The 24,480-nt window shown below is 44.0% G+C and carries 22 protein-coding genes and 1 pseudogene; 5 read left to right on the plus strand and 18 right to left on the minus strand.

All coding sequences use genetic code 11. The features are described 5' to 3' along the window. The 3 genes from FO447_RS05520 to FO447_RS05530 all read right to left on the minus strand — a co-directional run bounded on the left by FO447_RS05520 (position 1) and on the right by FO447_RS05530 (position 3,866). Complete coding sequence (locus tag FO447_RS05520; protein ID WP_200758041.1) at positions 1–2,100, minus strand: alpha amylase C-terminal domain-containing protein; 2,100 nt, start codon at positions 2,098–2,100, stop codon at positions 1–3. A 62-nt stretch (positions 2,101–2,162) separates the two neighbouring features. After that, positions 2,163–2,606: a YhcH/YjgK/YiaL family protein gene (locus FO447_RS05525; RefSeq protein ID WP_118139435.1), complete on the minus strand. Its 444-nt coding sequence runs from the start codon at positions 2,604–2,606 to the stop codon at positions 2,163–2,165. 180 nt (positions 2,607–2,786) lie between these two features. Further along, complete coding sequence (locus FO447_RS05530; RefSeq protein WP_118139434.1) at positions 2,787–3,866, minus strand: phosphatidylinositol-4-phosphate 5-kinase; 1,080 nt, start codon at positions 3,864–3,866, stop codon at positions 2,787–2,789. Between the two features lie 272 nt (positions 3,867–4,138). On the opposite strand from FO447_RS05530, the gene FO447_RS05535 reads away from it, so the two are divergent. Next, the gene (locus FO447_RS05535) at positions 4,139–4,846 is read left to right on the plus strand and encodes a LytR/AlgR family response regulator transcription factor (RefSeq protein ID WP_118139433.1); all 708 of its coding nucleotides are present in this window, start codon (positions 4,139–4,141) and stop codon (positions 4,844–4,846) included. A gap of 31 nt (positions 4,847–4,877) precedes the next feature. Here the strand turns inward: FO447_RS05535 and FO447_RS15965 are convergent, their stop codons facing one another. Next, the gene (locus tag FO447_RS15965; protein WP_233339160.1) at positions 4,878–5,531 is read right to left on the minus strand and encodes an HAD family hydrolase; all 654 of its coding nucleotides are present in this window, start codon (positions 5,529–5,531) and stop codon (positions 4,878–4,880) included. 108 nt (positions 5,532–5,639) lie between these two features. Continuing rightward, a pseudogene (locus FO447_RS15970) lies at positions 5,640–6,293 on the minus strand (carbohydrate-binding module family 20 domain-containing protein); the annotation flags it as partial. Positions 6,294–6,484: 191 nt separating this feature from the next. Here FO447_RS15970 and mltG point away from each other — a divergent pair. The 3 genes from mltG (at position 6,485) to FO447_RS05555 (ending at position 9,337) form a co-directional block, all read left to right on the plus strand. Beyond that, positions 6,485–7,537 (plus strand): endolytic transglycosylase MltG, encoded by a 1,053-nt coding sequence (mltG, locus tag FO447_RS05545; protein WP_118139431.1) that lies wholly within the window; start codon positions 6,485–6,487, stop codon positions 7,535–7,537. Between the two features lie 150 nt (positions 7,538–7,687). After that, positions 7,688–7,960 carry an ACT domain-containing protein gene (locus FO447_RS05550; RefSeq protein WP_006849014.1) on the plus strand — a complete coding sequence of 91 codons (273 nt, stop codon included), beginning with the start codon at positions 7,688–7,690 and terminating at the stop codon, positions 7,958–7,960. A 12-nt stretch (positions 7,961–7,972) separates the two neighbouring features. Beyond that, positions 7,973–9,337 carry a PFL family protein gene (locus FO447_RS05555; RefSeq protein ID WP_117693627.1) on the plus strand — a complete coding sequence of 455 codons (1,365 nt, stop codon included), beginning with the start codon at positions 7,973–7,975 and terminating at the stop codon, positions 9,335–9,337. A 290-nt stretch (positions 9,338–9,627) separates the two neighbouring features. On the opposite strand, the gene FO447_RS05560 is transcribed toward FO447_RS05555, so the two are convergent. From FO447_RS05560 to galE, 10 genes are all read right to left on the minus strand, one after another. Beyond that, positions 9,628–11,115 (minus strand): xylulokinase, encoded by a 1,488-nt coding sequence (locus FO447_RS05560; RefSeq protein ID WP_200758042.1) that lies wholly within the window; start codon positions 11,113–11,115, stop codon positions 9,628–9,630. Between the two features lie 103 nt (positions 11,116–11,218). Further along, on the minus strand, positions 11,219–11,572 hold the full coding sequence (locus FO447_RS05565; protein WP_118064495.1) for a hypothetical protein: 354 nt from the start codon (positions 11,570–11,572) through the stop codon (positions 11,219–11,221). Positions 11,573–11,677: 105 nt separating this feature from the next. After that, positions 11,678–11,974 carry a winged helix-turn-helix domain-containing protein gene (locus FO447_RS05570; RefSeq protein ID WP_153112564.1) on the minus strand — a complete coding sequence of 99 codons (297 nt, stop codon included), beginning with the start codon at positions 11,972–11,974 and terminating at the stop codon, positions 11,678–11,680. 269 nt (positions 11,975–12,243) lie between these two features. Then, a complete protein-coding gene (gene aspS / locus FO447_RS05575) occupies positions 12,244–14,004 on the minus strand; it encodes an aspartate--tRNA ligase (protein ID WP_118152596.1) in 1,761 nt (586 codons plus the stop codon). A gap of 171 nt (positions 14,005–14,175) precedes the next feature. Then, on the minus strand, positions 14,176–14,625 hold the full coding sequence (locus FO447_RS05580; protein ID WP_117586734.1) for a hypothetical protein: 450 nt from the start codon (positions 14,623–14,625) through the stop codon (positions 14,176–14,178). 52 nt (positions 14,626–14,677) lie between these two features. After that, positions 14,678–15,067 (minus strand): hypothetical protein, encoded by a 390-nt coding sequence (locus FO447_RS05585; RefSeq protein ID WP_118064469.1) that lies wholly within the window; start codon positions 15,065–15,067, stop codon positions 14,678–14,680. A gap of 57 nt (positions 15,068–15,124) precedes the next feature. Beyond that, positions 15,125–15,667 (minus strand): RNA polymerase sigma factor, encoded by a 543-nt coding sequence (locus FO447_RS05590; protein ID WP_118064471.1) that lies wholly within the window; start codon positions 15,665–15,667, stop codon positions 15,125–15,127. A 20-nt stretch (positions 15,668–15,687) separates the two neighbouring features. Continuing rightward, positions 15,688–17,148, minus strand: a complete 1,461-nt coding sequence (locus tag FO447_RS05595; protein WP_367397188.1) for a L,D-transpeptidase family protein — start codon at positions 17,146–17,148, stop codon at positions 15,688–15,690. 114 nt (positions 17,149–17,262) lie between these two features. Next, positions 17,263–17,544 carry a T9SS type A sorting domain-containing protein gene (locus tag FO447_RS05600; protein ID WP_181976449.1) on the minus strand — a complete coding sequence of 94 codons (282 nt, stop codon included), beginning with the start codon at positions 17,542–17,544 and terminating at the stop codon, positions 17,263–17,265. A 199-nt stretch (positions 17,545–17,743) separates the two neighbouring features. Continuing rightward, positions 17,744–18,781 (minus strand): UDP-glucose 4-epimerase GalE, encoded by a 1,038-nt coding sequence (gene galE / locus FO447_RS05605; protein ID WP_006849003.1) that lies wholly within the window; start codon positions 18,779–18,781, stop codon positions 17,744–17,746. 176 nt (positions 18,782–18,957) lie between these two features. Here galE and FO447_RS05610 point away from each other — a divergent pair, with 176 nt between their 5' ends. Beyond that, positions 18,958–20,946 carry a fructose-1,6-bisphosphatase gene (locus tag FO447_RS05610; RefSeq protein ID WP_118064499.1) on the plus strand — a complete coding sequence of 663 codons (1,989 nt, stop codon included), beginning with the start codon at positions 18,958–18,960 and terminating at the stop codon, positions 20,944–20,946. Between the two features lie 56 nt (positions 20,947–21,002). Here FO447_RS05610 and FO447_RS05615 read toward each other — a convergent pair whose 3' ends face one another. The 3 genes from FO447_RS05615 to nqrF form a co-directional block, all read right to left on the minus strand. Further along, positions 21,003–21,461: a lipocalin-like domain-containing protein gene (locus FO447_RS05615; protein ID WP_117693612.1), complete on the minus strand. Its 459-nt coding sequence runs from the start codon at positions 21,459–21,461 to the stop codon at positions 21,003–21,005. A gap of 10 nt (positions 21,462–21,471) precedes the next feature. Beyond that, complete coding sequence (locus tag FO447_RS05620; RefSeq protein WP_200758043.1) at positions 21,472–23,061, minus strand: capsule assembly Wzi family protein; 1,590 nt, start codon at positions 23,059–23,061, stop codon at positions 21,472–21,474. Positions 23,062–23,198: 137 nt separating this feature from the next. Then, positions 23,199–24,473, minus strand: coding sequence for an NADH:ubiquinone reductase (Na(+)-transporting) subunit F (nqrF, locus tag FO447_RS05625; RefSeq protein ID WP_089542481.1), 1,275 nt, complete (start codon positions 24,471–24,473; stop codon positions 23,199–23,201). Positions 24,474–24,480 lie beyond the last annotated feature (7 nt).

The raw sequence follows: 24,480 nt of genomic DNA on the forward strand, positions 1-24,480 counted from the left end.
TTAATTTTTCTTCAGCACCAAAGCTGTACGAGCTGGCAGATAAAGTTTCAGCCACTCCTTACGGTCTTTCACATAAAGTGGATCGTAATTAGTCAGATGCGTCATCGTGTCATCATTCAAGCCATTACCGCCGAAATCCTTGCTGTCAGAATCAAGCACTACGCTGTAGGAACCGGTTGGAACCAGGAAGCCATAGTCTGTGAAAGAGCGGGTTGGCGAGAAATTGAACACGAAGAGCAGATCGCCACGCATAAAGGCGAGAACCTGATCGCCATCATTATGCCAGATTTCTACAACTGGTGTCTTGTTAAAATTCTTTTCGCTTGTGATTGTCTTGAGCATCTCTCGGTCGAAATCTCCAAGATAGTGGTAGCAGAGTTCATGATTATCTACCAGATTCCACTGTCTGCGGGCGTATTTATGGCTCCAGCCATTACCCTCGCGAGGGAAATCAATCCACTCTGGGTGACCGAACTCATTACCCATGAAGTTGAGATAACCGCCATTGATTGTAGAGGCAGTAACCAGACGGATCATCTTATGCAGAGCAATACCGCGATGAGCCATTTCGTTTTCATCGCCCTTCTTGAAATGCCAGTACATATCGGCATCAATCAGACGGAAGATGATAGTTTTATCGCCCACCAATGCCTGGTCATGACTCTCACAGTAAGAGATGGTCTTCTCATCCGAACGGCGGTTCTTTACCTCCCAGAAGATGCTGGATGGTTTCCAGTCCTCATCCTTCAGTTCCTTGATGGTCTTAATCCAATAATCTGGAATATTCATCGCCATGCGATAATCGAAACCATAACCGCCATCCTCAAACTTGGCTGCCAGGCCCGGCATTCCGCTCACCTCTTCGGCAATCGTAATGGCATGCTTGTTAACCTCATGAATCAGACAGTTGGCAAGGGTAAGATAGCAGATGGCATTATCATCCTCGTGACCATTGAAATAATCTCCGTAGTTGCAGAATGCCTCACCCAGACCATGACTGTAATAGAGCATGGATGTTACACCGTCAAAACGGAATCCGTCGAAATGGAACTCATTGAGCCAATACTTGCAGTTGCTCAACAGGAAGTGGATGACTTCATCCTTTCCATAGTCGAAGCAGAGACTGTCCCAAGCCGGATGCTCATGACGGTCGCCAGGATAGAAATACTGGTTAGGATCGCCAGCGAGATTACCCAGTCCTTCCACCTCATTCTTTACAGCATGAGAGTGAACGATGTCCATGATGACGGCAATACCATTCTGGTGAGCTGTATCAATGAGATCCTTCAACTCTTCAGGAGTTCCGAAGCGGCTACTTGCAGCAAAGAAACTGCTTACATGATAGCCGAAGGAGCCATAATACGGATGCTCCTGGATAGCCATAATCTGAATGCAGTTGTAACCATCCTTGATGATACGTGGCAACACATTCGCCTTAAACTCTGTGTAGGTGCCAACCTTCTCTGCATCCTGCGCCATACCGATATGGCATTCATAGATAAGCAGCGGCGCCACATTTGGTCTGAAGGTTTTCTTCTTCCATTTATATGGTTCCGGATTCCAAACCTGAGCAGAGAAAATCTTGGTCTGGTCGTCCTGCACTACGCGCTGTGCCCATGCAGGAATACGCTCACCTTCACCACCTTTCCAATGAACTTTCATCTTGAAGAGATCGCCATGTTTCATGGCTTTCTCCGGAAGTTTGAGTTCCCAGTTGCCGGTATTCTTTATTCTTTTGGCACGATACTTTTCGGTTTCCTGCCAGTTGTTGAAGTCACCGATCAGATAGATGTCTGTAGCATTAGGTGCCCACTCACGGAACACCCATCCACGGGCAGTCTTATGCAGTCCGAAATACTCGTATCCATTGGCAAAATCGCTCAATGTCTGTTTGCCGTTATTAGTCAGCTGACCGAGTTTCCAAAGTGCATGGTCGTGTCGGCCCTTGATGGCATCCTCATAGTCTGCCAGATATGGGTCGTTCTTCACGAGTCCGATATGCTTTACCACAGCCTTCGCTGCCTTTTTTGCAACTGGTTTCTTTGCAGTTGCCTTTTTAGTTGCAGCCTTCTGGGCTGTAGTTTTCTTTTCTGTTGCCATATATCATGATTTTAGATGGTTACTCTATATTATTCTTTAATTTTATCTTGAAGATTTCTTATTTAATTCTTAATCTTGAAGATAGCCTTGTGGATATCACCACTACCGATGCATGGCTGATGACCATCTTGTGGCCAGAAGATAGCAAACTGACCTGGCTTGCAGGTAACGAGCGTCTGCGCTTTCACACCAGGATACTTGGTTACATCCTTAGCCTCGTTATATTCCACTTCAGGAAGACCAGCAAGAGGAGTATAGCCATAAGTCTCCTCGTTGTCAAGAGGAATCTGAATATCAATCATCTTGCGATGTGTTTCAAGAACAGCATCTTCCTCGCTTTTTCCGTGAGCTGTCGTTATGTTAACAAAGAGGTTACTCTCCTTGATAAAATGCTTACCGTCCTCCAATTTAGAGAGGTCATTATCTTTGATAAACTTCACTACATCAGCGAAGAGCGGATTGAGAGAAACATATTTCTCCAGATTGTCTAAAGTATCTACTACCATAATTCTAGTTTAAGCTTTGAGATTTGAACATTTACTTTTAACTTTGAGATTTGAAAACAGAACATTGAACATTCAATATTCAACATTATAATATGTTCTTTTTTCTCATTATTTAAAATATAAAGGTTCTCTATCTCGTTATTTATAATTTCTTTGTATTTTTCTAATTTTCTGAAGAGATTAGTCTTCAAATCGTTTGCCGTTTTCGTAGGCTCCCTTGGCTGTAACCTGTCCGTTGCGGTCTTTTTCTACAAATCTTCCGTCACGCACATCGTTACGGTAGGTTCCTTCGAAACGCTTACCGTTTTTATCTTCTTCTATGCAAGGTCCCTGGCGCTTACCTTTGTGATAGGCACCCTTGAATCTTCTGCCATCAGCATAATGAATCACGACATTACCATCAACCAGACCGTTCTTGAACTCACCTTCAAACACGTCGCCGTTCTTCTTGGTCAGTTTACCCCTGCCGTTCTGCAGATCATCCATCCAGTCGCCTACATAGATATCGCCATTCTTCCAGATGAAGGTACCCTGACCGGTACGCAGGCCATCCTTAAACTGTCCGTTATACTTGGCGCCCTTTGCAGAGCGGAAGATGCCTATACCCGTGCGTTCTCCCTGCACATAATCGCCTTCATAAATGTCGCCATTATGAAATTTATAGATACCCTTTCCGTCCTGGATATCATCCTTCCAGTCGCCGATATACACATCGCCATCAGCATATTTGAAAGTACCTTTTCCTGAGCGCTGGTTGTCTAGCCACTGACCGTCATAAGTAGTTCCGTCTCCCCAATTGAAGAAACCGTTTCCATTCTTCATATCGTTCATCCACTGGCCTTTATACTGTGCGCCATTGGCATAAGTATAAACGCCGCGTCCCTGACGCTTGTCCTTATACCAGTCGCCGTCATATTTATCACCATTATAATAGAACATGACGCCATGACCATGCTGGTAATCGCGGAACCAGAGGCCTACATATTTGTTGTTGTTCTGGAAATAGTAGGTGCCTTTACCATGCTGCTGGTCCTGCATCCACTGTCCCTCATACTTTTCGCCATCACTGAAGGTATAAACACCATAACCTTCGCGCTTACCTTTCATATAAGAGCCTTCGTAGGTATCCCCATTCTTATAGATGGTAGTACCTTTTCCCTGCGGCTTTCCGCTCACCATTTCGCCTTTAAACTGACCTCCGTCACGGGTGATGCAAGAGCCTAGCGAAATCTTCTGGGCTGAGGCATCAACCGATGCCATAGCCAAAGCCAAGGCAAGGAAAAAACACTTGCTCCGACAGGACAATTTGGTATGTTGTTTCTTATTGTATTTCATATTCTACAGTTATAGTCTGACTTATCAATCTCCAAAATTACGGTTTTTTCCTCAAATAGCCAAATAGATTAAACAAATTTAAGGTAAAATCATGAAAATAGATTTTTATCTGAAAAAATCTGCAGCTTGACACAATAAACAAACACAATTTTCGTTTTTACGAAAATCGAGAATAAAATCACAAAAACAGTAAAATTATGATTTTAAATTGCGCCATCATAGATGAAGATCCGGAAGCTTTGCAACTCCTGGAACAGTATATAGAGAAAACTCCGACCCTGCATTTGATCGGAGCCTACAAAAGTGCGATAGATGCTGTAGACGGCATCCATCACAACCATCTCGACATACTTTTTCTCGCCATCCACATGCAGCAGATCAGCGGTCTGGAATTTGCAAAGGTTGTACCCAAGAACGTGAAGATTGTCTTCACCACCGCATTCAAGGAGTATGCCATCGAAGCCTACAAAGTGAATGCATTCGACTATCTGCTCAAGCCCATCACCTACGATGACTTTATGGGATCATGCCAGAAAGTCTTCGAAAGCTACATGCAGGACGATAACTACAACCCAATCAAGCGCGACGGTTTTCTGGTGGTAAAACGAGATTACAAATGCGTAAGAATCCCGATAGATGATATTCTGTTTGTTGACTGCGACAAAGACTACATCCGTTTCCATCTTGAGGACAGACCTAACATCAGAACCCTGGGCAACCTCAAACAGTTGGAAGAAAGGCTGCCAAGAGAGAAATTCAAGCGTGTACACCGTTCGTTCCTTGCCAACATGACAAAGTTTGATACGGTAGACCAGCAGCACATTACCTATGGCGACCAGAGCATTCCGATATCAGAAACCTACTTTGAATTTATCAAGAAATATCTGGAAGACCATTCTCTATGATGGTCTTCCAGATAGTTTTATCCTACCTTTCTTATAATATCTGCAAGGGTGATGATACCAGGATAGAAGCTCCATGTGCCAACAGGAAATCGTGATCTCTGAATCCCCACAGCACTGAAATACAAGGCATTCCGCTGTTCTTCGCCGTCATCACATCCACATCGCTGTCGCCGATATAAACCGCCCTGTCTCTATTCGCATGCAGTTGGCGCAAGGCTTCGTTTACGGTATCTGGAGCCGGTTTTTTCTTGATATTCTCCCGCTCTCCTATAGCTACATCTACCAGGTCGCCGAAGAAATGGCGGCAGATTTCCTGGGTAGCTGCATAAAACTTGTTGCTTACCACCGCAATGTTCTTTCCCCTGTTTTTCAGTTCCTCGAGCATCTCCATCACGTCCGGATAAGGTTTCGTATTATCCATATTGTGCACCATATAATGCTGGCGGAAATCCTGTAGGGTTTTCTCAAACTTCTCGTTCTCCAATCCTCCCGGCACGGCACGTTCCATCAGTTTCTTCACCCCGTTTCCTACAAACATGCGTACCTCCTCCAGCGTACGTTCAGGCATCCCGTTCAGCTTCAGCGCATAATTGCAGCTTGCAGCCAGGTCGTAGAGAGAAGAAATCAGGGTTCCGTCAAGATCGAAGATATAGGTATCGAAATTGAACTGGGCATGAACCGGCACCCTCTTGATACGGAACTCACCGCCGTGTAGCACATAAACATCCTGATGGTATACGCGGATTTCACCCTGAGGAGTTCCCTGTCCACCAGCCTGTTCATTACCAGAAATGCCAAAGATTCTGTTATCCCCAAATTCCCATCTCTTCAGTTTCTGGGTCTGTGCATCAATCACCACATATTTATATTCTATCGGCTCATCGATAGCCTGCACATTCACAGATATTTCCCAGTCCTTACCATGATTGTTCTGCATTTTCAGGAAATGAGCCGGATTCCATTTGCCCAGCGTAGGATGATTTCCCAACAGAGCTACAGCCTCACCCTCATAGAGTTTCGGGGCATGAATCTTGAAGATGATAGTACGGTCGAAGAGAGGCAGACGCGCTGGCTTGACATCAGTAAACTTTACCTGCTGCAATACGAAGGCATTTTTTTCCACGTAAGGATTATCCTCCTCCAGCCAATAGTCCTGAAAATAGAAATTCTTACTCTCATCAAAAACATATTGGCGGGCAGAAGCGAGCGATTCCCTACGCAGCACCTTTCCCTCAGCATCTTTCACGCAGTAGCAGTAAGCCACAGCTACGAAAGGGTGATGGCGGTTCTGCCTTGACGCCATTTCCACCTCCCAGTGATAACCGTCCCGGGTGGTCATCGGCAAGTCCATCGTATCTTGATAGCCGTCAGCGGCGGCAAAAGTTAATTCTACATGCAGGGCATGACCCCACTTGGCAGCATACGCTATCGAAAACTTCATTTTCATAATCCTTTTATAATAATGTGCCCGAAAGCACCGATACACATGTTGATTCTCAATGTCAAGTGCAAAGGTAACAAAAAAGCAGACACAACGGATAAAGAAAGATGACAATTAACCTATTTTAAATTCCTATACTTTGCTATTTCCCATTTTTACTGTACTTTTGCACCCGAAAAATAACAAACAAGAAGAATATGAAAAAGAAAAAATCATTTTCTAAGCTCTATCTGTATGGTGCTATAGGCTGCATCGCAGTCATCGCCATCGTGGGCTACATCTATTGTTTCTCTTCCTTCTCGAAGAGCAGCAACACCGAGTATGTTTACATCGACAGCGATGATAACATCGACTCTGTATACAACAAGCTCCGCCCATTTGCCAAGAGCATTCCGTTCCAGGCATTCAAGACCCTGACCCTCCATTCCGGCTATGCCGATCATATCCGCACCGGTAGATACGCCATTGCTCCGGGCGATGGTGCCCTCAAGACATGGCGCCACATGAAGAACGGTTTGCAGGAACCGGTTAGCCTTACCATCCCTTCGGTCCGCACGCTCGACAAACTCTCTGATGAGATTGGCAAGAAGATGATGTTTGGCAGCAACGACCTCTACCATGCCCTGCGCGACGAGAGCGTCTGTCAGAAATACGGTTACGATACTGCCACCATCGCCTGCATGTTCGTACCTAACACCTACGATCTCTACTGGAACATCTCGGTAGATAAATTTCTGAAGCGCATGAAGAAAGAAAGCGACAAGTTCTGGAACTTTGAGCGTACCGAAAAGGCAAAGGCTATGAAGCTGACACCGGTTGAAATCATCACCCTTGCCAGCATCGTGGACGAAGAAACAGCCAACAACGGTGAGAAACCGATGATAGCCGGCATGTATTACAACCGTCTGATGCTTCGCAATGCCGAATATCCAGAGGGAATGCCATTACAGGCCGATCCTACCATTAAATATGCCTGGCAGCGATTCGACCTCAAGCGCATCTACAACAACCTCCTGTCTATCAAGAGCCCGTATAATACCTACAAGAACCCAGGTTTGCCACCGGGGCCTATCCGTATTCCGAGCGTAGCAGGTATCGATGCCGTCCTCAACCATGTGCATCACGATTATCTCTACATGTGTGCCAAGGAGGATTTCAGCGGCACTCATAATTTTGCCCGCACTTACGATGAGCACTTGCAGAATGCAGCCAAATATTCTAAGGCACTCAACGAAAGAGGTATCAAGTAAGATAAGGAAACAAGAAAGGTAAAAATGAGTCAGAAAACTTGCAAAGCGTTAGTGATTTTACAAGTTTTCTGACTTTTTATTTGGTAGTCTAACAAAATAGTTGTAAATTTGCAGCCGAAAACTTACCAATTTAAAATAAGGAATAAATACATGAACAGAACGATTATTACAGTAGTGGGCAAGGATACCGTTGGTATCATCGCCAAGGTATGTACCTATTTGGCAGAGAACAGTATCAACATCTTGGATATCTCTCAGACCATCGTACAGGAGTATTTCAACATGATGATGATCGTAGACATGGGCAAGATGCAGAAAACTTTCGAGGAAGTAGCCGATGAACTCACCAATGTTGGTAAGGCTATGGGCGTGCAGATCAAATGCCAGCGCGAGGAAATTTTCAATATGATGCACAGAATTTAAAAAGCAAACAATATGATCAATATATCTGAGGTTATCGAAACCAATAAGATGATAGAGCAGGAGAATTTCGATGTGCGTACCATCACCATGGGTATCAACCTTTTGGATTGCGCATCTACCGATCTCGATGAGCTCTGTCAGAACATTCATAATAAGATTACACGTCTGGCAAAGAACCTGGTGAAGACCGGCGAAGAAATCTCCAAGGAGTTTGGTGTGCCTATCGTCAACAAGCGTATCTCCATCACTCCTATCTCGCTGGTAGGCGGTTCTGCCTGCAAGACTACCGACGACTATGTAAAGATTGCCAAGACCCTCGACCAGTGTGCCAAGGAGCTTGGTGTCAACTTCCTGGGCGGCTATTCTGCCATCGTAAGCAAGGGTATGAGCAAGAGCGATGAGCTCCTTATCCGTTCTATCCCTCAGGCGATGGCACAGACCGATTTTGTCTGCAGTTCTGTCAATGTGGGTTCTACCAAGACCGGTATCAACATGGATGCCGTTCGACTGATGGGCGAAATCGTAAAGGATACAGCCGAGGCAACCAAGGACAGAGGTTCTCTGGGTTGCGCCAAGCTCGTTGTTCTCTGCAATGCGCCAGACGACAATCCGTTCATGGCTGGTGCCTTCCATGGTGTTTCAGAGGCCGATGCGGTAGTGAGTGTTGGTGTCAGCGGTCCTGGCGTTGTAAAGTATGCATTGGAGAAGGTGAAGGGCGAAAGCTTCGAGGTTCTTTGCGAAACCATCAAGCGCACAGCCTTCAAGATTACCCGTGTAGGTCAGTTGGTAGCTAAGGAGGCTTCACGCCGTCTGAACGTACCTTTCGGCATCATCGACCTTTCATTGGCTCCTACCCCAGCAATCGGTGATAGTGTAGCCGATATTCTCGAGCTCATCGGTCTTGAGCATGCCGGTGCTCCTGGTACCACAGCAGCTCTTGCACTCCTGAACGACCAAGTTAAGAAGGGCGGTATCATGGCTTCTTCTTATGTAGGTGGTTTGAGCGGTGCCTTCATCCCTGTCAGCGAAGACCAGGGTATGATTAACGCTGTAGAGGCTGGTGCGCTGACCATCGAGAAGCTTGAGGCGATGACATGTGTCTGCTCAGTAGGTTTGGATATGATTGCCATCCCTGGCGATACTCCAGCCACCACCATTTCCGGTGTCATTGCCGACGAGGCTGCCATCGGTATGGTTAACCAGAAGACTACTGCCGTACGTATCATCCCAGTTGTGGGCATGAAGGTAGGCGACAATGTAGATTTTGGCGGTTTGCTCGGTCATGCTCCAATCATGCCTGTAAACCCATTCAGTTGCGAGGCATTCGTAAACCGTGCCGGTCGTATTCCGGCTCCAATCCACAGTTTCAAGAATTAAACTGTTTTGATTCAAAATACCAATCCCCCATCCTGCTTTCTCAAGCGGGCTGGGGGATTTTTTCATTGTATAATCACTTATCTATCTTCTAAAGCGGTTCATCATGGCAAAACATAGGTGGATAGATACTCAGAAACATCAACTACAGATATTTAAATCCAATCCTTAAATAAGACGGAAGCTCCCACAAAAGTCAAAAGAATCGGGAAAAAGAAAAATAAAGGGTGAGACTTCTCCCACCCTTTATCTGATATTATAAAAAAAGTTTGTCTAAAGTAAATTACAAACGTTTAAAGTTTTTTCATCTCTTCTTTCCATACAGAATAAGCCTCGAGATAAGCAGAACGGTTAGCCTCATCAGGATCTATGACTGCAAGTTTCTTCAATGAAGCAAAAGCCTCATTATGATCCTTATAGATACCGGCACCAATACCAGCACCCTTAGCAGCACCTGCACTACCATCTGTCTCATAAAGTTCGATAGTAGCACCACTCACACCCGCCAAGGTATCACGGAACAACGGACTGAGGAACATATTAGCCTTACCTGCATGAATATTCTTGATATCCATACCCATCTGCTGCATGATTTCCATTCCATAGCAGAAACTGAAGACGATACCCTCTTGTGCTGCACGAACAATATGAGCACGATTATGCTTATTAAAGCTGATGCCACGAATAGAACAACCAACTTCCTTATTCTCTAATACACGCTCAGCTCCATTACCAAATGGGATAATCTTAACACCATCACTACCTATTGGCACAGAAGCTGCAAGATCATTCATATCCGCATAGCTTACATCTGGAGTGATATTTCGATGAACCCACGCATTCAAGATACCAGTTCCATTGATACACAACAATACACCAAGACGGTCAAGGTCTGTAGTATAATTAGCATGAGCAAAAGTATTGACACGGCTCTTTGGATCATAGTTAACATCACCCAATACGCCATATACAACTCCTGATGTACCTGCAGTACTTGCAATTTCACCCGGATTGAACACATTCAGACTCACAGCATTATTTGGCTGGTCACCCGCACGATAAGATATTGGTGTACCTTCTTTCAGACCAAGTTCTTCAGCTGCCGCTTTACTTACTACACTCTGTACAGAGAAAGTAGGAACAATATCAGCCAGAATGCTTTCATCGAAGCCAAAGTAATCAAGCAGGAATTTAGCAGGCTTTTTCTGGTTGAAGTCCCACATCATACCTTCAGAAAGACCACTGATAGTAGTCTTAACTTCACCTGAAAGTTTCATTGCCAGATAATCACCAGGAAGCATAATCTTATCAATCTTATCAAACAGTTCCGGTTCATTATCCTTTACCCAAGCAAGTTTAGATGCAGTAAAGTTTCCAGGAGAATTGAGCAGATTACGCAAGCAGAAGTCCTCACCTAAATCATGAAAAGCCTTCTCGCCATAAGGTACGGCACGAGAGTCGCACCAAATGATACTAGGACGCAAAACTTGCTGATTCTTATCAACACAAACCAAGCCATGCATCTGGTACGAGATACCAATAGCAAGGATATCTTCACCCTTGGCACCAGATTCTGCCATGATTTTCCTTAGCGACAGCTTAGCATTATCCCACCACATCTGAGGATCCTGCTCTGCCCAACCGGTCTTTACAGCCATAATGGGTGCTTCATGATCCGGATAGAATGCAGAAGCTACGATTTCTCCATTGTCAACATCAGTAAGCGAAGCCTTTACAGAACTTGAGCCTACGTCAAAACCTAATAAATATCTACTAGCCATAGTTTATTCGTTTATATGTTTATTGTTTAACTTTTATCAGTTTTTATAAAGTCTACATATATTATACGAACATACTACAACATTCCCCTCATAAAAAAATAATTTAGAACATATTCTCATCAAAAAGACTTTGAGGAGCACTATCGTCAGCCTTGTTCTCCCCTTCATTACTATTTTCTAATACAGAAGAAGAAAAATTAAGCATCAGTTGCTGTACGGCCTTTGAATCAAAATTAACATGATATACCCCATACCCCTTACCTTTTTCTATAAGCGATTGTGGGTCTTTAGCGCATCTGGTGAGATATTGCGTAACATAGCTATGAACATCCTTGTAATTCAGAGGTGTAAAAATCGAATTACAGGAATTATATACATGACGAGCTATTTTTTCTACTTTCAACCCTTTTGCACCCGCAGCCAAAAGAACATTGAATATCTCCTGATCAAGTTTCATATAATAATCATAACATTCGTCCTCTTTCAAGAGAGAAGACACACAAAAAAAAACCGCGGTTACTCACTTACAAGCAACCGCGGCTCTTTGAAAAATAAACCTTATTTAAGCGAGAGCAACCTTGTTGTCCTCATCCTTAATCTTACCCTCTTTGAAGAGCCAACCGATACCAAGGATTACATCCTCTGTACTGATCTTAGCAGCCTTAGAAATTTCTGCTACTGTGAGAGCCTTTTCTGAAGCTGCCAATGCCTGATATACATCACCAGCTCTAAAACCTGCGTTCTCTGCGTTCAAGTAAAGAACGTCCTTCTTTGCTGCAGGAGCCTTCTTTGCTACTGGAGCCTTCTTTGCTGCTGGCTTCTTTGCAGCAGTCTTAGTTGTCGCTTTCTTTTCTACCATGTTTTAAGAATTTTATGATTCTATTGAGCCTCATTTCGTCAGCTCAACCTTAATATCTGCTGCAAATTTATAACTTTTATTTCGAAATAGTGTTAGAAAAATAGAAAAAACTACTACTTATAAACAAAAGTGCTGCATTTCTTGATTTACGTCAAGAAGCGCAGCACTTTATTTACTAAAAATCAATTACTTATTATAAATCATTGAATTTTTCTCAAGGCATTTTACGCATACTCTTTTATGGAGTGAATACCTTCGTTTCTCTATTTTTATTCTGCCTTCAAATCAAGCTTGATTTCCAATTCATCCAACTGCTTAGGATCAAGTTCAGAAGGAGCATCGAGCATTACATCGCGACCAGAGTTGTTCTTTGGGAAGGCAATACAATCGCGAATACTGTCGAGACCAGCCATAATGCTGACGAAACGGTCCAAACCGAAAGCAAGACCTGCGTGAGGTGGTGCACCATACTTGAAAGCATTCATCAAGAAACCGAACTGGGCCTCAGCACGCTCTGGAGTAAAGCCGAGAACCTCGAACATCTTCTCCTGCAACTGAGTATCATGGATACGGAGAGAACCTCCACCTACTTCGATACCATTGCAAACAAAGTCGTATGCCTTGGCACGAACCTGCTCAGGATGCTCATCGAGCAATGGGATATCATCAGGATTTGGCATAGTGAATGGATGGTGCGTAGCCATCAGGCGCTGCTCCTCATCGCTCCACTCAAAGAGAGGGAAGTCAATAATCCAAAGACACTTGAATACATTCTTATCACGAAGACCAAGACGGTCACCCATTTCCAAACGCAAAGAGCAAAGCTGAATGCGTGTCTTGTTAGCATTATCACCGCTCAAAATCAAAACGAGGTCACCATCCTTGGCTCCCATTACGGTCTTGATTTCAGCAAGTTCCTCTGGAGAATAGAACTTATCTATGCTACTCTTTACGGTACCATCAGCATTATACTTGATATATACCAATCCTTTGGCACCGACCTGAGGACGCTTAACAAAATCGGTCAATTCGTTCAACTGCTTACGGCTATAATCAGCACAACCTGGAACACAGATACCGCCAATATACTTAGCCTCATCGAATACAGAGAAATTACCCTTACCTGTGAAAGCATCTTTCAACTCAACAAATTCCATACCGAAGCGCAAGTCTGGCTTATCGCTACCGAAACGGCGCATAGCATCGTGCCAGGTCATCTGCTCCAACTTAGGAAGTTCTACACCACGAATCTCCTTAAACAAATGACGAGCCATTTCCTCGAAAAGGTTGATGACATCATCCTGATCAACAAAACTCATTTCACAGTCAATCTGTGTAAACTCTGGCTGACGGTCAGCACGAAGATCCTCATCACGGAAGCACTTGGCAATCTGAAAATAGCGGTCGAAGCCAGCAACCATCAAGAGTTGCTTTAAAGTCTGAGGACTCTGTGGAAGAGCGTAAAACTGACCTGGATTCATACGGGAAGGAACAACAAAGTCGCGGGCTCCCTCTGGTGTACTACCAATAAGAATAGGAGTTTCAACCTCCATGAAGTTCTGTGCATCGAGGAAGTTACGAATCAAGATGCACATACGATGACGCAACTCCAGATTTTTGCGCACTGCAGGACGACGCAAATCAAGATAACGATACTTCATACGGATATCATCACCACCATCAGTATTATCTTCGATAGTGAAAGGAGGGGTCTGACTCTGAGAGAGGACATTGAGTTCCTTCACCAGGATTTCGATGTCACCAGTATCCATTTTAGGATTCTTGCTCTGTCGTTCACTTACTACACCCTTTATTTGAATGCAGAATTCACGACCTAGCTTGTTAGCTGCATCACACAAGTCTTTGTTATCAGCCTCATTGAAGACCAACTGTGTGATACCATAACGGTCGCGCAAATCGACGAATGTCATACCACCCATCTTTCTTGAGCGCTGTACCCAACCGGCAAGTGTCACTTCCTTGCCGGCATCAGAGAGACGTAACTCTCCACACGTATTACTTCTGTACATACCTTATTATATTATATTATTATTTTCCAAAGTGCAAAAGTACAACAAATAACGGAAAGGACAAAATAAAATCGCGAAAATATTATTAAAAATATCTTCGCGACCCTATTAATGTGACCAAAAGTCACATAAATACATATTAAATAGTTTTATCTCTACTTTTTTAGAGATTTATTTCTTCATCCGTCTGAATGCCTGTCGATGGAACCGTTCCTCTGCCTTGATGACACTGAACACCTTATTAGGTGGCAAGATGGTCATAAATCTAGAATGATACTCTTGCTGCAACTGTTTCAGCTGAATATCCAACTCATCCTGTCTTCGGATAGCTTCGGCACATGCCTCATTATCATTCGGATTCACATGACGGAATCGGCGCATTTCATCGAATATCATACGCATTTTCTTACCCATCTGTCTATATACCGGGAAGAATTTAGCAGCTTCTCTCGGCGTAAGACAGGCATTAGTCGTAATAAACTGTTCTAGTTCTGCCTGAAACCTTTTAGGATCAAATCCATCATGATGTTTTCTACCCTGAGGCTGTGAAGCAAGTGAAACCAGGCTAATCATCAGCATAGCTAAAAGCGCAAGAAACCTATGTTGCATTATCTTTCTCATACCTTATTTTTTTTTAAAATCTTTATCTGTAGACAAAAAGAAATACCAACCATTAATTTTCTGCAATCAGCGATGCATAGATAGTTTCATTATCCATCATTGTATAATCGGCCATCTCATTAAAAGTAGCATCTTCATTATTATTCACAGCAGCTTTCTGAACCATATGGTCCACATGTGCCATAGCAGGCTTACTGCTTCCCGTATATTTCAGCGCCAGTACCGAACCACCTCCCATCACAGCCAAAACAGCAACAGCCGCCGCAATCTTTCGAATCGGCATACGCTGCCATAAGCTAGGCTGCATGTGAATGATGCGGGGTTCCTGCTCCGGCAAATTTGACATCACCCTATCCGTCAGCTGGTCAAAATAACCAGCCGGCACCTGGAAATGGTTTTTCTTACCAAAACGGCTATTCAATATATTGTCTTCTTTTAACATATTCCTCATTCCTTTCTTTTATACTTTATTAAATAGACGAAAACTAACCGAAAAGGTTTAATCCTTACGATTGAAAAAATCGGTTATTTTTTTCACAGCAAGATGATAGGATGCCTTCAAAGCTCCTTCACTTGTTGACAGCACCTTACTCATCTCTGAATATTTCATATTATCATAATATTTTAGAGTGAAAACTGTACGCTGAACATCAGGCAGTAGGGCTACAGCCTCTTGCAGTTCTGCCTGAATCTGGTCACCATCAAAATAGTCATCGGCAAGAAGACGTGAAGCCAAGCCCGGCTCGTCTTCGGTACTGACATTTACCATCTGCTTCTTGCGTCTCAAGAAATCAAGCGCTTCGTTAATTGCTATACGGTAAAGCCATGTTGAGAGCGAAGACTTTCCCTGAAACGAATCCAGATTGGTCCAAGCCTTAACAAAGGCATTCTGCAACACATCATCAGCATCATCATGATCTAAAACAATATGGCGAACCTTCCAATACAACGGCTCGCTATACCGACTTACCAGTACAGCAAAGCCTTCGCGTTGGGTCTTAGGATCCCTAATCATCGCCAAGAGTTCTTTATCGTTTATCATTGCTTTTACAAATGTGTTGTTTATAGATATTTTCTCAACATATCGAATATTACCGCATCAAATCCATACACATCAGAATATTCAGCTATTCTGCCTTCTGCTAACGGATAGAGTGTATAATAGGTTATGAAGAGAGGAACTTGAGGATTAACCTTTACGTTATTCACAACAAGTTTTTTATTGGCAAGCGAATCTGCTGTCATCGAATAGTATATCTTTTCCTTCAGTTTCTCGTTTTTGTCAACCAATAGGAAGACTGCGAAATCGTACGGTTTTTCTATTCTGATACATCCATGCGATACTCCTCTATCCTCTTGTCCAAACACGCCCTTACTGTTAGTATCATGCAGGAAGACCGAGAAATTATTATCAAAACGGAAGATGATTCTTCCCAGAGCATTCCCCTTTCCGCCCCGCTGGGCGATGCCATAAGCACCAGAAATAAGCATAGATCGAGTTACTCTGTTTAAGTCAACCTCCTTACCTGTTGCCACTTCCCTTACATAGTAGTTACGCGCGCGAAAGTAGCCATGATTCCCCACCCGGTGTATCATATCATGGAGAACGATACTACGGGGAACAAACCATTGAGGATTCAACTCCATACGTTTGATATGACTGTTCAATATCGGGGTCTTGGTTTTACTGGCTCCACATCCTATGCGCATCGAGAGCGTATCCTGATGATCAATAGCCATCAGATGGAACGATGGTATATTGACAACCACATATTTTTCGTGTTGCCAGGGATTATCATACTGTCTCCAGCGGCAACGTTCCATGTTGCAGAGAATTTTGATTTTCATCGCCTTGCCCAGTCCTCCAGCCTTCAATTTCTCCAGCAGTTGATAATAGAAAGGATTCTTAGGCTGTACTTCTTTCAGGAAGGAAGCCACCGAGTCGCATCTAACCATTTGCATAGCCTTCTGATAGAACGCATCATCTGCATGAGCCATTTTTACATCAAACAGACCTCTGAACCTAACGGGTCTCTTGATACTATCATAAGGATTGGGAGCAAGAGTATCTAAACGATTGAAAACAAAACTAGGATTCATAAATCCAAAATTCTGCCCCATCGTATATCTGAAGTAAGCTTTGGTCAAGCGATACTCCAGTCGGGCAATCACTTGATTTATCTGATTATCAGCTGAATCTAGATTTAAATCTCGTAACCTGTCAATATCTCGGGCAATAGCATCCACATAGAACCGACGTTTATCAAATCCCATATCCGCTACAGTACGCAGGCAAGTCACCAGGGAGTCAGCCTGACTATTTACACCATGACGTGTAATCCAAAGCAGATTACCTTCATTCTGATAATAGCGACGGGTATGCAAATCAGCAGCATGTCGGTCTTTATCATTTCGCATGATGCTGTCTATCAGATTCCTTACCGCCCTCGAATTGATAGCATAGGCAGAAGAACGTAAGTCCTGATAATCATCTAACGATAATTGGAAATTGCTGTTTGGCACCCTGTCGTGGCAAGAACAGAACATCAAACAGCAAGAAATGATAAGTAACGAAAAATGAAAGACTTTCACTTTCTGATTAAAGTTAAACGGCATTCTAAGGCCTCTATGGTACTATTAATGCTTTACGCAAATTTTGCGCGTAAAGGCATTCCCCACCTTTACAATATAGATACCATCAGCCAATGGCAAGTTTACGCGCTTGTCATTACCTTCTATGCGGAAGGTCTTGATAGTAACACCTGCCACATTATATATTCTCACCACTTGCCCGCTAGCGCCGGTGATATGCATCACGCTCCCAGCATAGTTCAAGTTGATATCTGCCACATCAAGGTCTGCCCATTCTATGTTTCCCTCGTTGGCCATGGCATCCGAAGGAACAGAAAGTGCTAACATTGCAATTGTTAATATTGAAAGTAAAGTCTGTTTCATATATTTTCAAGTTTCGTTAAACCAATAGTTCTTTCTGCAAAGATATATAAAAAAAAGGAAACTTACCATCTTCCCGACGATAAGTTTCCCAAAAATTAGCTTTTTTAACCTTTCAGAGGAAAAAAGAAGCCAATTCACATTATTTTCTAAAACAACCAACACTTTACATGATGCCATCAGCGCGAAGTTTCTGCTGCCATTTCCAGGCAGAAGCCAACACATCTTCAAGCTTAGCCTCAGCCTTCCAGCCGAGTACCTTGTTCGCCTTGGTGCAATCACCCCAAATTTTCTCAATATCGCCCTCTCTTCGTGGACCATACTTCCAATTCAGTTTCACACCTGTAGCTTTTTCAAAAGTCTCAACAATTTCGAGAGTTGAGTTTCCGTTACCTGTACCGATATTGAAATATTCGATAGGCTCAGTCTCCTTATCAAGAACACGTGCCATAGCTGCTACATGTGCCTTAGCCAAGTCTACAACATAAATATAGTCGCGGATACAGGTTCCATCAGGAGTATCATAATCATTACCAAAGATAGTGAGTTCCTTGCGGATACCCATAGCTGTCTGAGTAACGTATGGAATCAGATTGTTTGGCACACCATTTGGCAACTCACCAATCTCAGCAGAAGGATGTGCACCTATAGGATTGAAATATCTCAATACAATGCTCTTGATGGCTGCACCACTATGGATATAATCAGCTATGATCTGCTCATTAATCTCCTTAGTATTGCCATAAGGTGAAGTAGCCTTCTGATGAGGAGCCTCTTCTGTTACAGGCAAATTCTCAGGCTTCGGCTGACCATAAACGGTACAAGAAGAAGAGAAGATGATACCCTTTACCTGATACTTTGGCATAAGTTCCAGGAGATTGATGAGCGATACGATATTGTTGCGATAATACAACAATGGTTTCTGTACGCTCTCGCCTACTGCCTTGCTTGCAGCAAAGTGAATGATACCCTTAATATCAGGATATTTCTGGAATACAGCCTCGGTAGCAGCCTTGTCGCGCAAGTCAACCTGTTCAAAAGCAGGGCGGATACCTGTAATCTTCTCGATACCATCGAGTACTTCAATCTTTGAGTTTGAGAGATCATCTACGATAACAACATTGTAGCCTGCCTGCTGCAACTCTACTGTAGTATGGCTACCTATGAAGCCTGTACCACCAGTAACAAGAATAGTTTGTTTCATAATCAAATATAGTTAGTTTGAAGAATTATTATATTTCTTCTGCAAAAGTACTGCAAAAATCTGAAAAAACAGAAAGATTTTTCAAAAATATACTTTTTTCCTTTGTTTTATCTATTATTTATACTATCTTTGCAAAAGATAAATAGTAAAAAGGCTCTAAGAAAATGGAAAAAAACATGAAACATTATAATATAGAACAAGACATGAGATATTTGCAGTTGCTCTCTCAGTCGTTCCCTACTATAGCAGAGGCGAGCACCGAGATTATCAACCTGCAAGCCATCCTCAACCTGCCAAAGGGTACCGAGCATTTCCTTGCCGACATCCATGGTGAGTATGAGGCCTTCCTGCATGTACTGAAAAATGCATCAGGAAATATCAAGCGTAAGGTGAACGAACTCTTTGGCAATACCCTTCGCGAACAGGAGAAGCGAGAACTCTGCTCTCTTATTTACTATCCTGAGCAGAAACTGGAACTCGTCAAGCAGAACGAACCCGACATCAACGACTGGTATCACATCACCCTGCACCAGTTGGTGGCTGTATGCCGTGATGTTTCCAGCAAATATACCCGAAGCAAGGTGCGCAAATCGCTGCCATGCGATTTCTCGTATATTATCCAGGAGCTTTTGCACGAGCACACCGAAGATCATGACAAGACAGCCTATGTCAATGTTATTGTTGATACGATTATCAGCACAGGCAGAGCCGATGATTTCATCATCGCTATAGCCAACGTCATCCAGCGCCTGGCTATCGACCAGCTCCATATTCTGGGCGATATCTACGATAGAGGTCCAGGAGCCCACATCATCTTGGACAAGATGCGCCGCTACCACAGTTGGGACATCCAGTGGGGTAATCACGATGTACTATGGATGGGAGCAGCTGCCGGCAATGATGCCTGCATCTGTAATGTGATCCGTCTCTCCCTGCGATACGCCAACCTCTCGACATTGGAAGAAGGCTATGGCATCAACCTCGTACCACTCGCTACTTTTGCGATGGAAACCTACAAGGAGGATGATTGCAAAGAATTTCTGCCTAAGCTCAGCGGAGGTGCAGCAGCAATGGATGAAAAGACTCAGCGGCTCACCTCTCAGATGCACAAGGCTATAGCTGTCATCCAGTTTAAATTAGAGAGCCAGCTTTTCAAGAAGCATCCGGAATGGAAGATGAAAGACCGTTGTCTTTTTGACCATATCGATTACAGGAAAGGCAAGGTAGAGATTGACGGAAAAGAGTATGACATGACCTCATGCCACTTCCCTACCATCGATCCGGACAATCCAGACAAACTATCTGAAGAAGAGGAAATTCTGATTCAGAAACTGCATCATTCGTTTATGGTCTGCGAGAAGCTACACAAGCATATCAAGGTTATGCTGCAGCATGGTTGCATGTACGCTATCTTCAACAACAACCTGCTTTTCCATGCTTCCTGTCCGCTCAACGAAGATGGTTCATTAAAAGAGGTAGAAATATATCCTGGCAAGAAATTCAGCGGCAGAGCCCTGATGCATCATACGGGTATGCAGATACGCACAGCTTTCCAATCAGATTCTGATCCGAATGAAAAGGAATATGCCATCGATTATTTCATCTACCTATGGTGCGGTCCTGACAGTCCGCTCTTCGACAAGAGTAAGATGGCCACCTTCGAGCGCTATTTCATTACCGATAAGGAGACTCATAAAGAAGAGAAGGGATACTACTTCCTGCTGCGCGATAACGAACAGGTTATCGACCATATTATGGATGAGTTTGGGGTAACCGGTCCTAACCGCCATATCATCAATGGGCACGTGCCCGTTCGCACAACCAAGGGCGAGAACCCTATCAAGGCAAACGGCAAGCTGATGGTTATCGATGGAGGTTTCTCTAAAGCCTACCACAACGAGACTGGCATTGCCGGCTACACCTTAGTATATCACTCCCGCGGATTTCAGCTGGTCCAGCACGAGCCATTTACGAGTATGGAAGATGCTATCAAGCGAGGTACCGACATCAAGAGTACCACACAGATTGTAGAAATGTCGAACCGCCGAATGCTGGTAGCCGACACAGATATAGGTTGCGAACTCCGTAAGCAGATAGAAGACCTGAAGGAGCTTCTCTATGCTTACCGACATGGTTTCATCAAGGAATCAGAAAGGAAAAAGTAAGAAACCGAGCATACTACAAAAAAGCCCCCGGTGCTACATGCACCGGGGGCTTTTTTTCAGAATTTTCTGAACCGCAATCTCAGGGTTTTACTCTTCAGTTGCATCTTGCCTCCGGTCATTACCTCCTTGGCAAAATGCTCATTCAGATGATTGATGCCACAGCTACGCAAAGAATCATTCATTTCTGTTAAAAGTACATCGCCTCCATAATCTTCATGCCATTTATTACGATAAACAGATGTAATCAGCAAACTGTCGGAGGTTTGCTCAAAACGGAGATAAAATCCTCTACCAGCCTCGAAGCGATCATAATCTGCAACCTGAATCAGCTTATACTGGCAGCCCCAGAACACGCGCTTATCTGCAAAGTTACAAGTACCCCCTGTAGCCAAAGTATCTACCTGCTCCAGATGCCAGAAACCATCCAAATCACCATTCTGGCTTGTTTCTACCTCACATGAGCTTAGAGTGAGCATCATAACAGCAAGGGAAAGCACCCCTATTATCTTTTTCATATTTTCTATCTTATCGATTATTATTTCTTTTCGTCAGCAAACCTCTTTTGCTGATGGTTATCTGCATACCGGCATTATGCCCCAGCATCTTTTCGCTACCGAAATCCATCGCATAGCCTGCCTTCAACTGCCATTGATGTGGAAAATCGTAATGACCCTCTACCAGAAAACTTGCATTATGATGCTTTTTTGTAAACGGGTTGCTATATGTACCCCAACCTTTCTGATAGGTACCTAATATACGATAGCCCAACCGCTGTGTAGGCTGACCATCAAAACCCAGATGATAGGCTATGAAACGGTTGTTTCTTATATCAATACATCCGTCGTTATTATAAATAGGCGAACGGTAGAGTGGATTTCCTATCACCTGCCCCCAATGCTGCCATCCAGGATAGATGCCGTGGTTATAATAATCATCAGTACCCGCTATATGGTCTGCGATACCCGATGTACGGTCATGATTGTACGGACCACTCTGATATTTGGTATAGAGATACTCCAGCACCACATTTTTCAGCCAGCGCGAATACTTCAGATTCAGTTCGAAGCCCAGCATGATGTCCTTCAGCGAATACATGAAGAAACGCCGTTTTACTTTCTTATTCCAGTCTGCGCCCTCACCATATCCATTATAGTCGAGGAGAAACATCTGGCTGTGATCTTCAAAATAATGATCGGCATAGATGGCAGCTTTCCAACTGTCAGTGTCATAATTGATACGCATCAGCCAACTGCCCAACTGGTTGCCGGCAACATTGGCATAAGCCCCTTCACCTGCATCAGAGCCCGTTGCCGACAGCGCATGCCAGAAGCCTTTCAGATTTTTCTCGGTAGGAATCTGTACCATATTGCCATTTATTAAATGATACGCATTGCCACCAAACTGAGCAACCATTTCCAAGCCCATTTCTATGCTGAGCGGACAGAAAGCATTCTCGTTTCCGATACGCAGGAAACCTGCCTTGCTGTGATAGAGCATGTGGTCACAATATTTAGTCTGCCGTTTCGTAAAATCATGCTGCCAGCCATCATCCGTAGTCATACCATAAGCCAGATGACCTTTCAGTTGCAGCCAGCCTCTACCAAACGGAAGCGTCCAATATTCAGGAAGCGCCAGACGAACCTGAGGTATCGGACGGGCATTGATACCCAGACACTGGCTACCACTGGAGAGCGACAGGTTTTTTAGCTCCATCGGATATTCCTTGGCACCTGCAGTCAGCACACCATAAAGCCAGCGGGCCTCCACATAAACCTGCTGCACCACTACATGGCTGGTATAGTTTACCGGAACTGCCACATCTACTCCATATCCTACAGCCCAGCGGCGAGCAGAATCTGCAGAAAGCGGACGAACCAGACTACCTCTGAGATAGCCGTTATTCTTCTCTAAAGAACTTAATCCATGTTTGTTTGCGTTAAGCCACAATGGGGTTTTACCTTTCGAAAACGACCCTTGCATCTCAACACCATATTGTATATTTTCCCGAAGATCTATCTTCTCCGTGCCATCCCCCTCTTGCCACATATACTGTGCCATAGATGGGGCTGCCAGACTGCAAAGGGCAAAACATACACCTACCTTTATCTTATTCATAATTAAATCTATACTTTCAAGATAAAAACGTAATTATCTCTATTATATTGTATATATTCAGAAAAATAAAAAAAAAGAGCAACACTTGCCTCTCATTTTTTGAGAACAAGCATTGCTCTTTTGATTGAATTATCGTTTTATCCGAAGTTATCGTACATGATGCTCTCAGGATCTACACCGAGAGAATCCAGATAATCTGTTACTGTCTTGATCAGCATTGGAGGTCCGCAGAGATAGTACTCACAATCCTCTGGTGCCTCGTGATCCTTCAAGTAGGTATCACGGATGCAGTTAACAGCAAATCCCTCGTAGTACTTCACGCCCTGAGCATCTGCCACTGGGTCCTTGCGGTCCAATGAAAGATGGAAGTGGAAGTTAGGGAATTCCTTCTCAAGCTCCCAGAAGTCCTCAAGGAAGAATGCCTCACCCAATGCACGCGCTCCGTAGAAGAAATGCAACTCACGGTCGGTAGTATGCAATGTCTTGGTCATGTGCATAATCTGCGCACGCAATGGAGCCATACCGGCACCACCACCAATCCAGATCATCTCCTTGCCTGATGTGAAGTTAGGATGGAAGTCTCCGTAAGGACCACTCATCATTACCTTGTCGCCTGGCTTCAATGAGAAGATGTAAGAAGAAGCGATACCTGTTGGTACGTTCTGGAATCCTACCTGTGGACGTGGCAAGAATGGAGTTGTGGCGATACGTACGGTCAGGGTGATGATGTCACCCTCGTCAGGATAGTTCGCCATAGAGTAAGCACGAACGGTAGGCTCTGGATTGTGAGCCTTGAGAGAGAATATGTTGAACTTCTTCCATGCTCCGATGTACTCCTCGCCAATGAGATCCTTGTCGAAGTCCTTGTCGTAATCGATGCAGTCGTATGCAGGAATCTTGATTTGAGCGTAAGAACCCGGAACGAAGTCCATGTGCTCGCCTGGAGGCAATGCCACCTTGAACTCCTTGATAAATGATGAAACGTTCTTGTTGGAGATAACCTCGCACTCCCACTCTTTCACGCCCATCACACTCTCAGGCACCTTAATCTTCAAGTCGCCCTTCACCTTGCACTGGCATCCCAGACGCCAGTGGTCCTTAATCTGCTTGCGGGTGAAGTGAGGCTTCTCAGAATCGAGAATCTCGCCGCCGCCCTCGAGCACCTGAACCTTACACTGGCCACAGCTTGCCTTACCGCCACAGGCAGAAGGCAGGAAGATGCCGTTCTCATTCAGCGTAGTCATCAAACTGCTGCCCTGAGGCACGTTGATGGTCTTGTCGCCATTGATTTCGATATTTACATTTCCGCTAGGGCTCAGATACTTCTTCGCCACGAGCAGGATGATAACCAGCAGGAGAATCACCACGAGGAAAACTCCGATACTAGCCAATATAAATGATGTATTACCCATATCTATA

The sequence above is a fragment of the Segatella copri genome (assembly GCF_015074785.1).
Taxonomy (GTDB): domain Bacteria; phylum Bacteroidota; class Bacteroidia; order Bacteroidales; family Bacteroidaceae; genus Prevotella.

What these genes read in the sequence shown, in the direction of transcription:
- FO447_RS05570 (WP_153112564.1), bottom strand. Translation starts at nt 11,974, where the DNA reads ATGGTAGAAAAGAAAGCGACAACTAAGACTGCTGCAAAGAAGCCAGCA.
- FO447_RS05530 (WP_118139434.1), bottom strand. Translation starts at nt 3,866, where the DNA reads ATGGCATCGGTTGATGCCTCAGCCCAGAAGATTTCGCTAGGCTCTTGC.
- FO447_RS05600 (WP_181976449.1), bottom strand. Translation starts at nt 17,544, where the DNA reads ATGTTAGCACTTTCTGTTCCTTCGGATGCCATGGCCAACGAGGGAAAC.
- aspS (WP_118152596.1), bottom strand. Translation starts at nt 14,004, where the DNA reads ATGTACAGAAGTAATACGTGTGGAGAGTTACGTCTCTCTGATGCCGGC.
- FO447_RS05555 (WP_117693627.1), top strand. Translation starts at nt 7,973, where the DNA reads ATGATCAATATATCTGAGGTTATCGAAACCAATAAGATGATAGAGCAG.
- galE (WP_006849003.1), bottom strand. Translation starts at nt 18,781, where the DNA reads ATGAAACAAACTATTCTTGTTACTGGTGGTACAGGCTTCATAGGTAGC.
- FO447_RS05565 (WP_118064495.1), bottom strand. Translation starts at nt 11,572, where the DNA reads ATGAAACTTGATCAGGAGATATTCAATGTTCTTTTGGCTGCGGGTGCA.
- FO447_RS05615 (WP_117693612.1), bottom strand. Translation starts at nt 21,461, where the DNA reads ATGAAAAAGATAATAGGGGTGCTTTCCCTTGCTGTTATGATGCTCACT.
- FO447_RS05550 (WP_006849014.1), top strand. Translation starts at nt 7,688, where the DNA reads ATGAACAGAACGATTATTACAGTAGTGGGCAAGGATACCGTTGGTATC.
- FO447_RS05525 (WP_118139435.1), bottom strand. Translation starts at nt 2,606, where the DNA reads ATGGTAGTAGATACTTTAGACAATCTGGAGAAATATGTTTCTCTCAAT.
- FO447_RS05580 (WP_117586734.1), bottom strand. Translation starts at nt 14,625, where the DNA reads ATGAGAAAGATAATGCAACATAGGTTTCTTGCGCTTTTAGCTATGCTG.
- FO447_RS05520 (WP_200758041.1), bottom strand. Translation starts at nt 2,100, where the DNA reads ATGGCAACAGAAAAGAAAACTACAGCCCAGAAGGCTGCAACTAAAAAG.
- FO447_RS05560 (WP_200758042.1), bottom strand. Translation starts at nt 11,115, where the DNA reads ATGGCTAGTAGATATTTATTAGGTTTTGACGTAGGCTCAAGTTCTGTA.
- FO447_RS05610 (WP_118064499.1), top strand. Translation starts at nt 18,958, where the DNA reads ATGAAACATTATAATATAGAACAAGACATGAGATATTTGCAGTTGCTC.
- FO447_RS05620 (WP_200758043.1), bottom strand. Translation starts at nt 23,061, where the DNA reads ATGAATAAGATAAAGGTAGGTGTATGTTTTGCCCTTTGCAGTCTGGCA.
- FO447_RS05585 (WP_118064469.1), bottom strand. Translation starts at nt 15,067, where the DNA reads ATGTTAAAAGAAGACAATATATTGAATAGCCGTTTTGGTAAGAAAAAC.
- FO447_RS05535 (WP_118139433.1), top strand. Translation starts at nt 4,139, where the DNA reads ATGATTTTAAATTGCGCCATCATAGATGAAGATCCGGAAGCTTTGCAA.
- nqrF (WP_089542481.1), bottom strand. Translation starts at nt 24,473, where the DNA reads ATGGGTAATACATCATTTATATTGGCTAGTATCGGAGTTTTCCTCGTG.
- FO447_RS05590 (WP_118064471.1), bottom strand. Translation starts at nt 15,667, where the DNA reads ATGATAAACGATAAAGAACTCTTGGCGATGATTAGGGATCCTAAGACC.
- mltG (WP_118139431.1), top strand. Translation starts at nt 6,485, where the DNA reads ATGAAAAAGAAAAAATCATTTTCTAAGCTCTATCTGTATGGTGCTATA.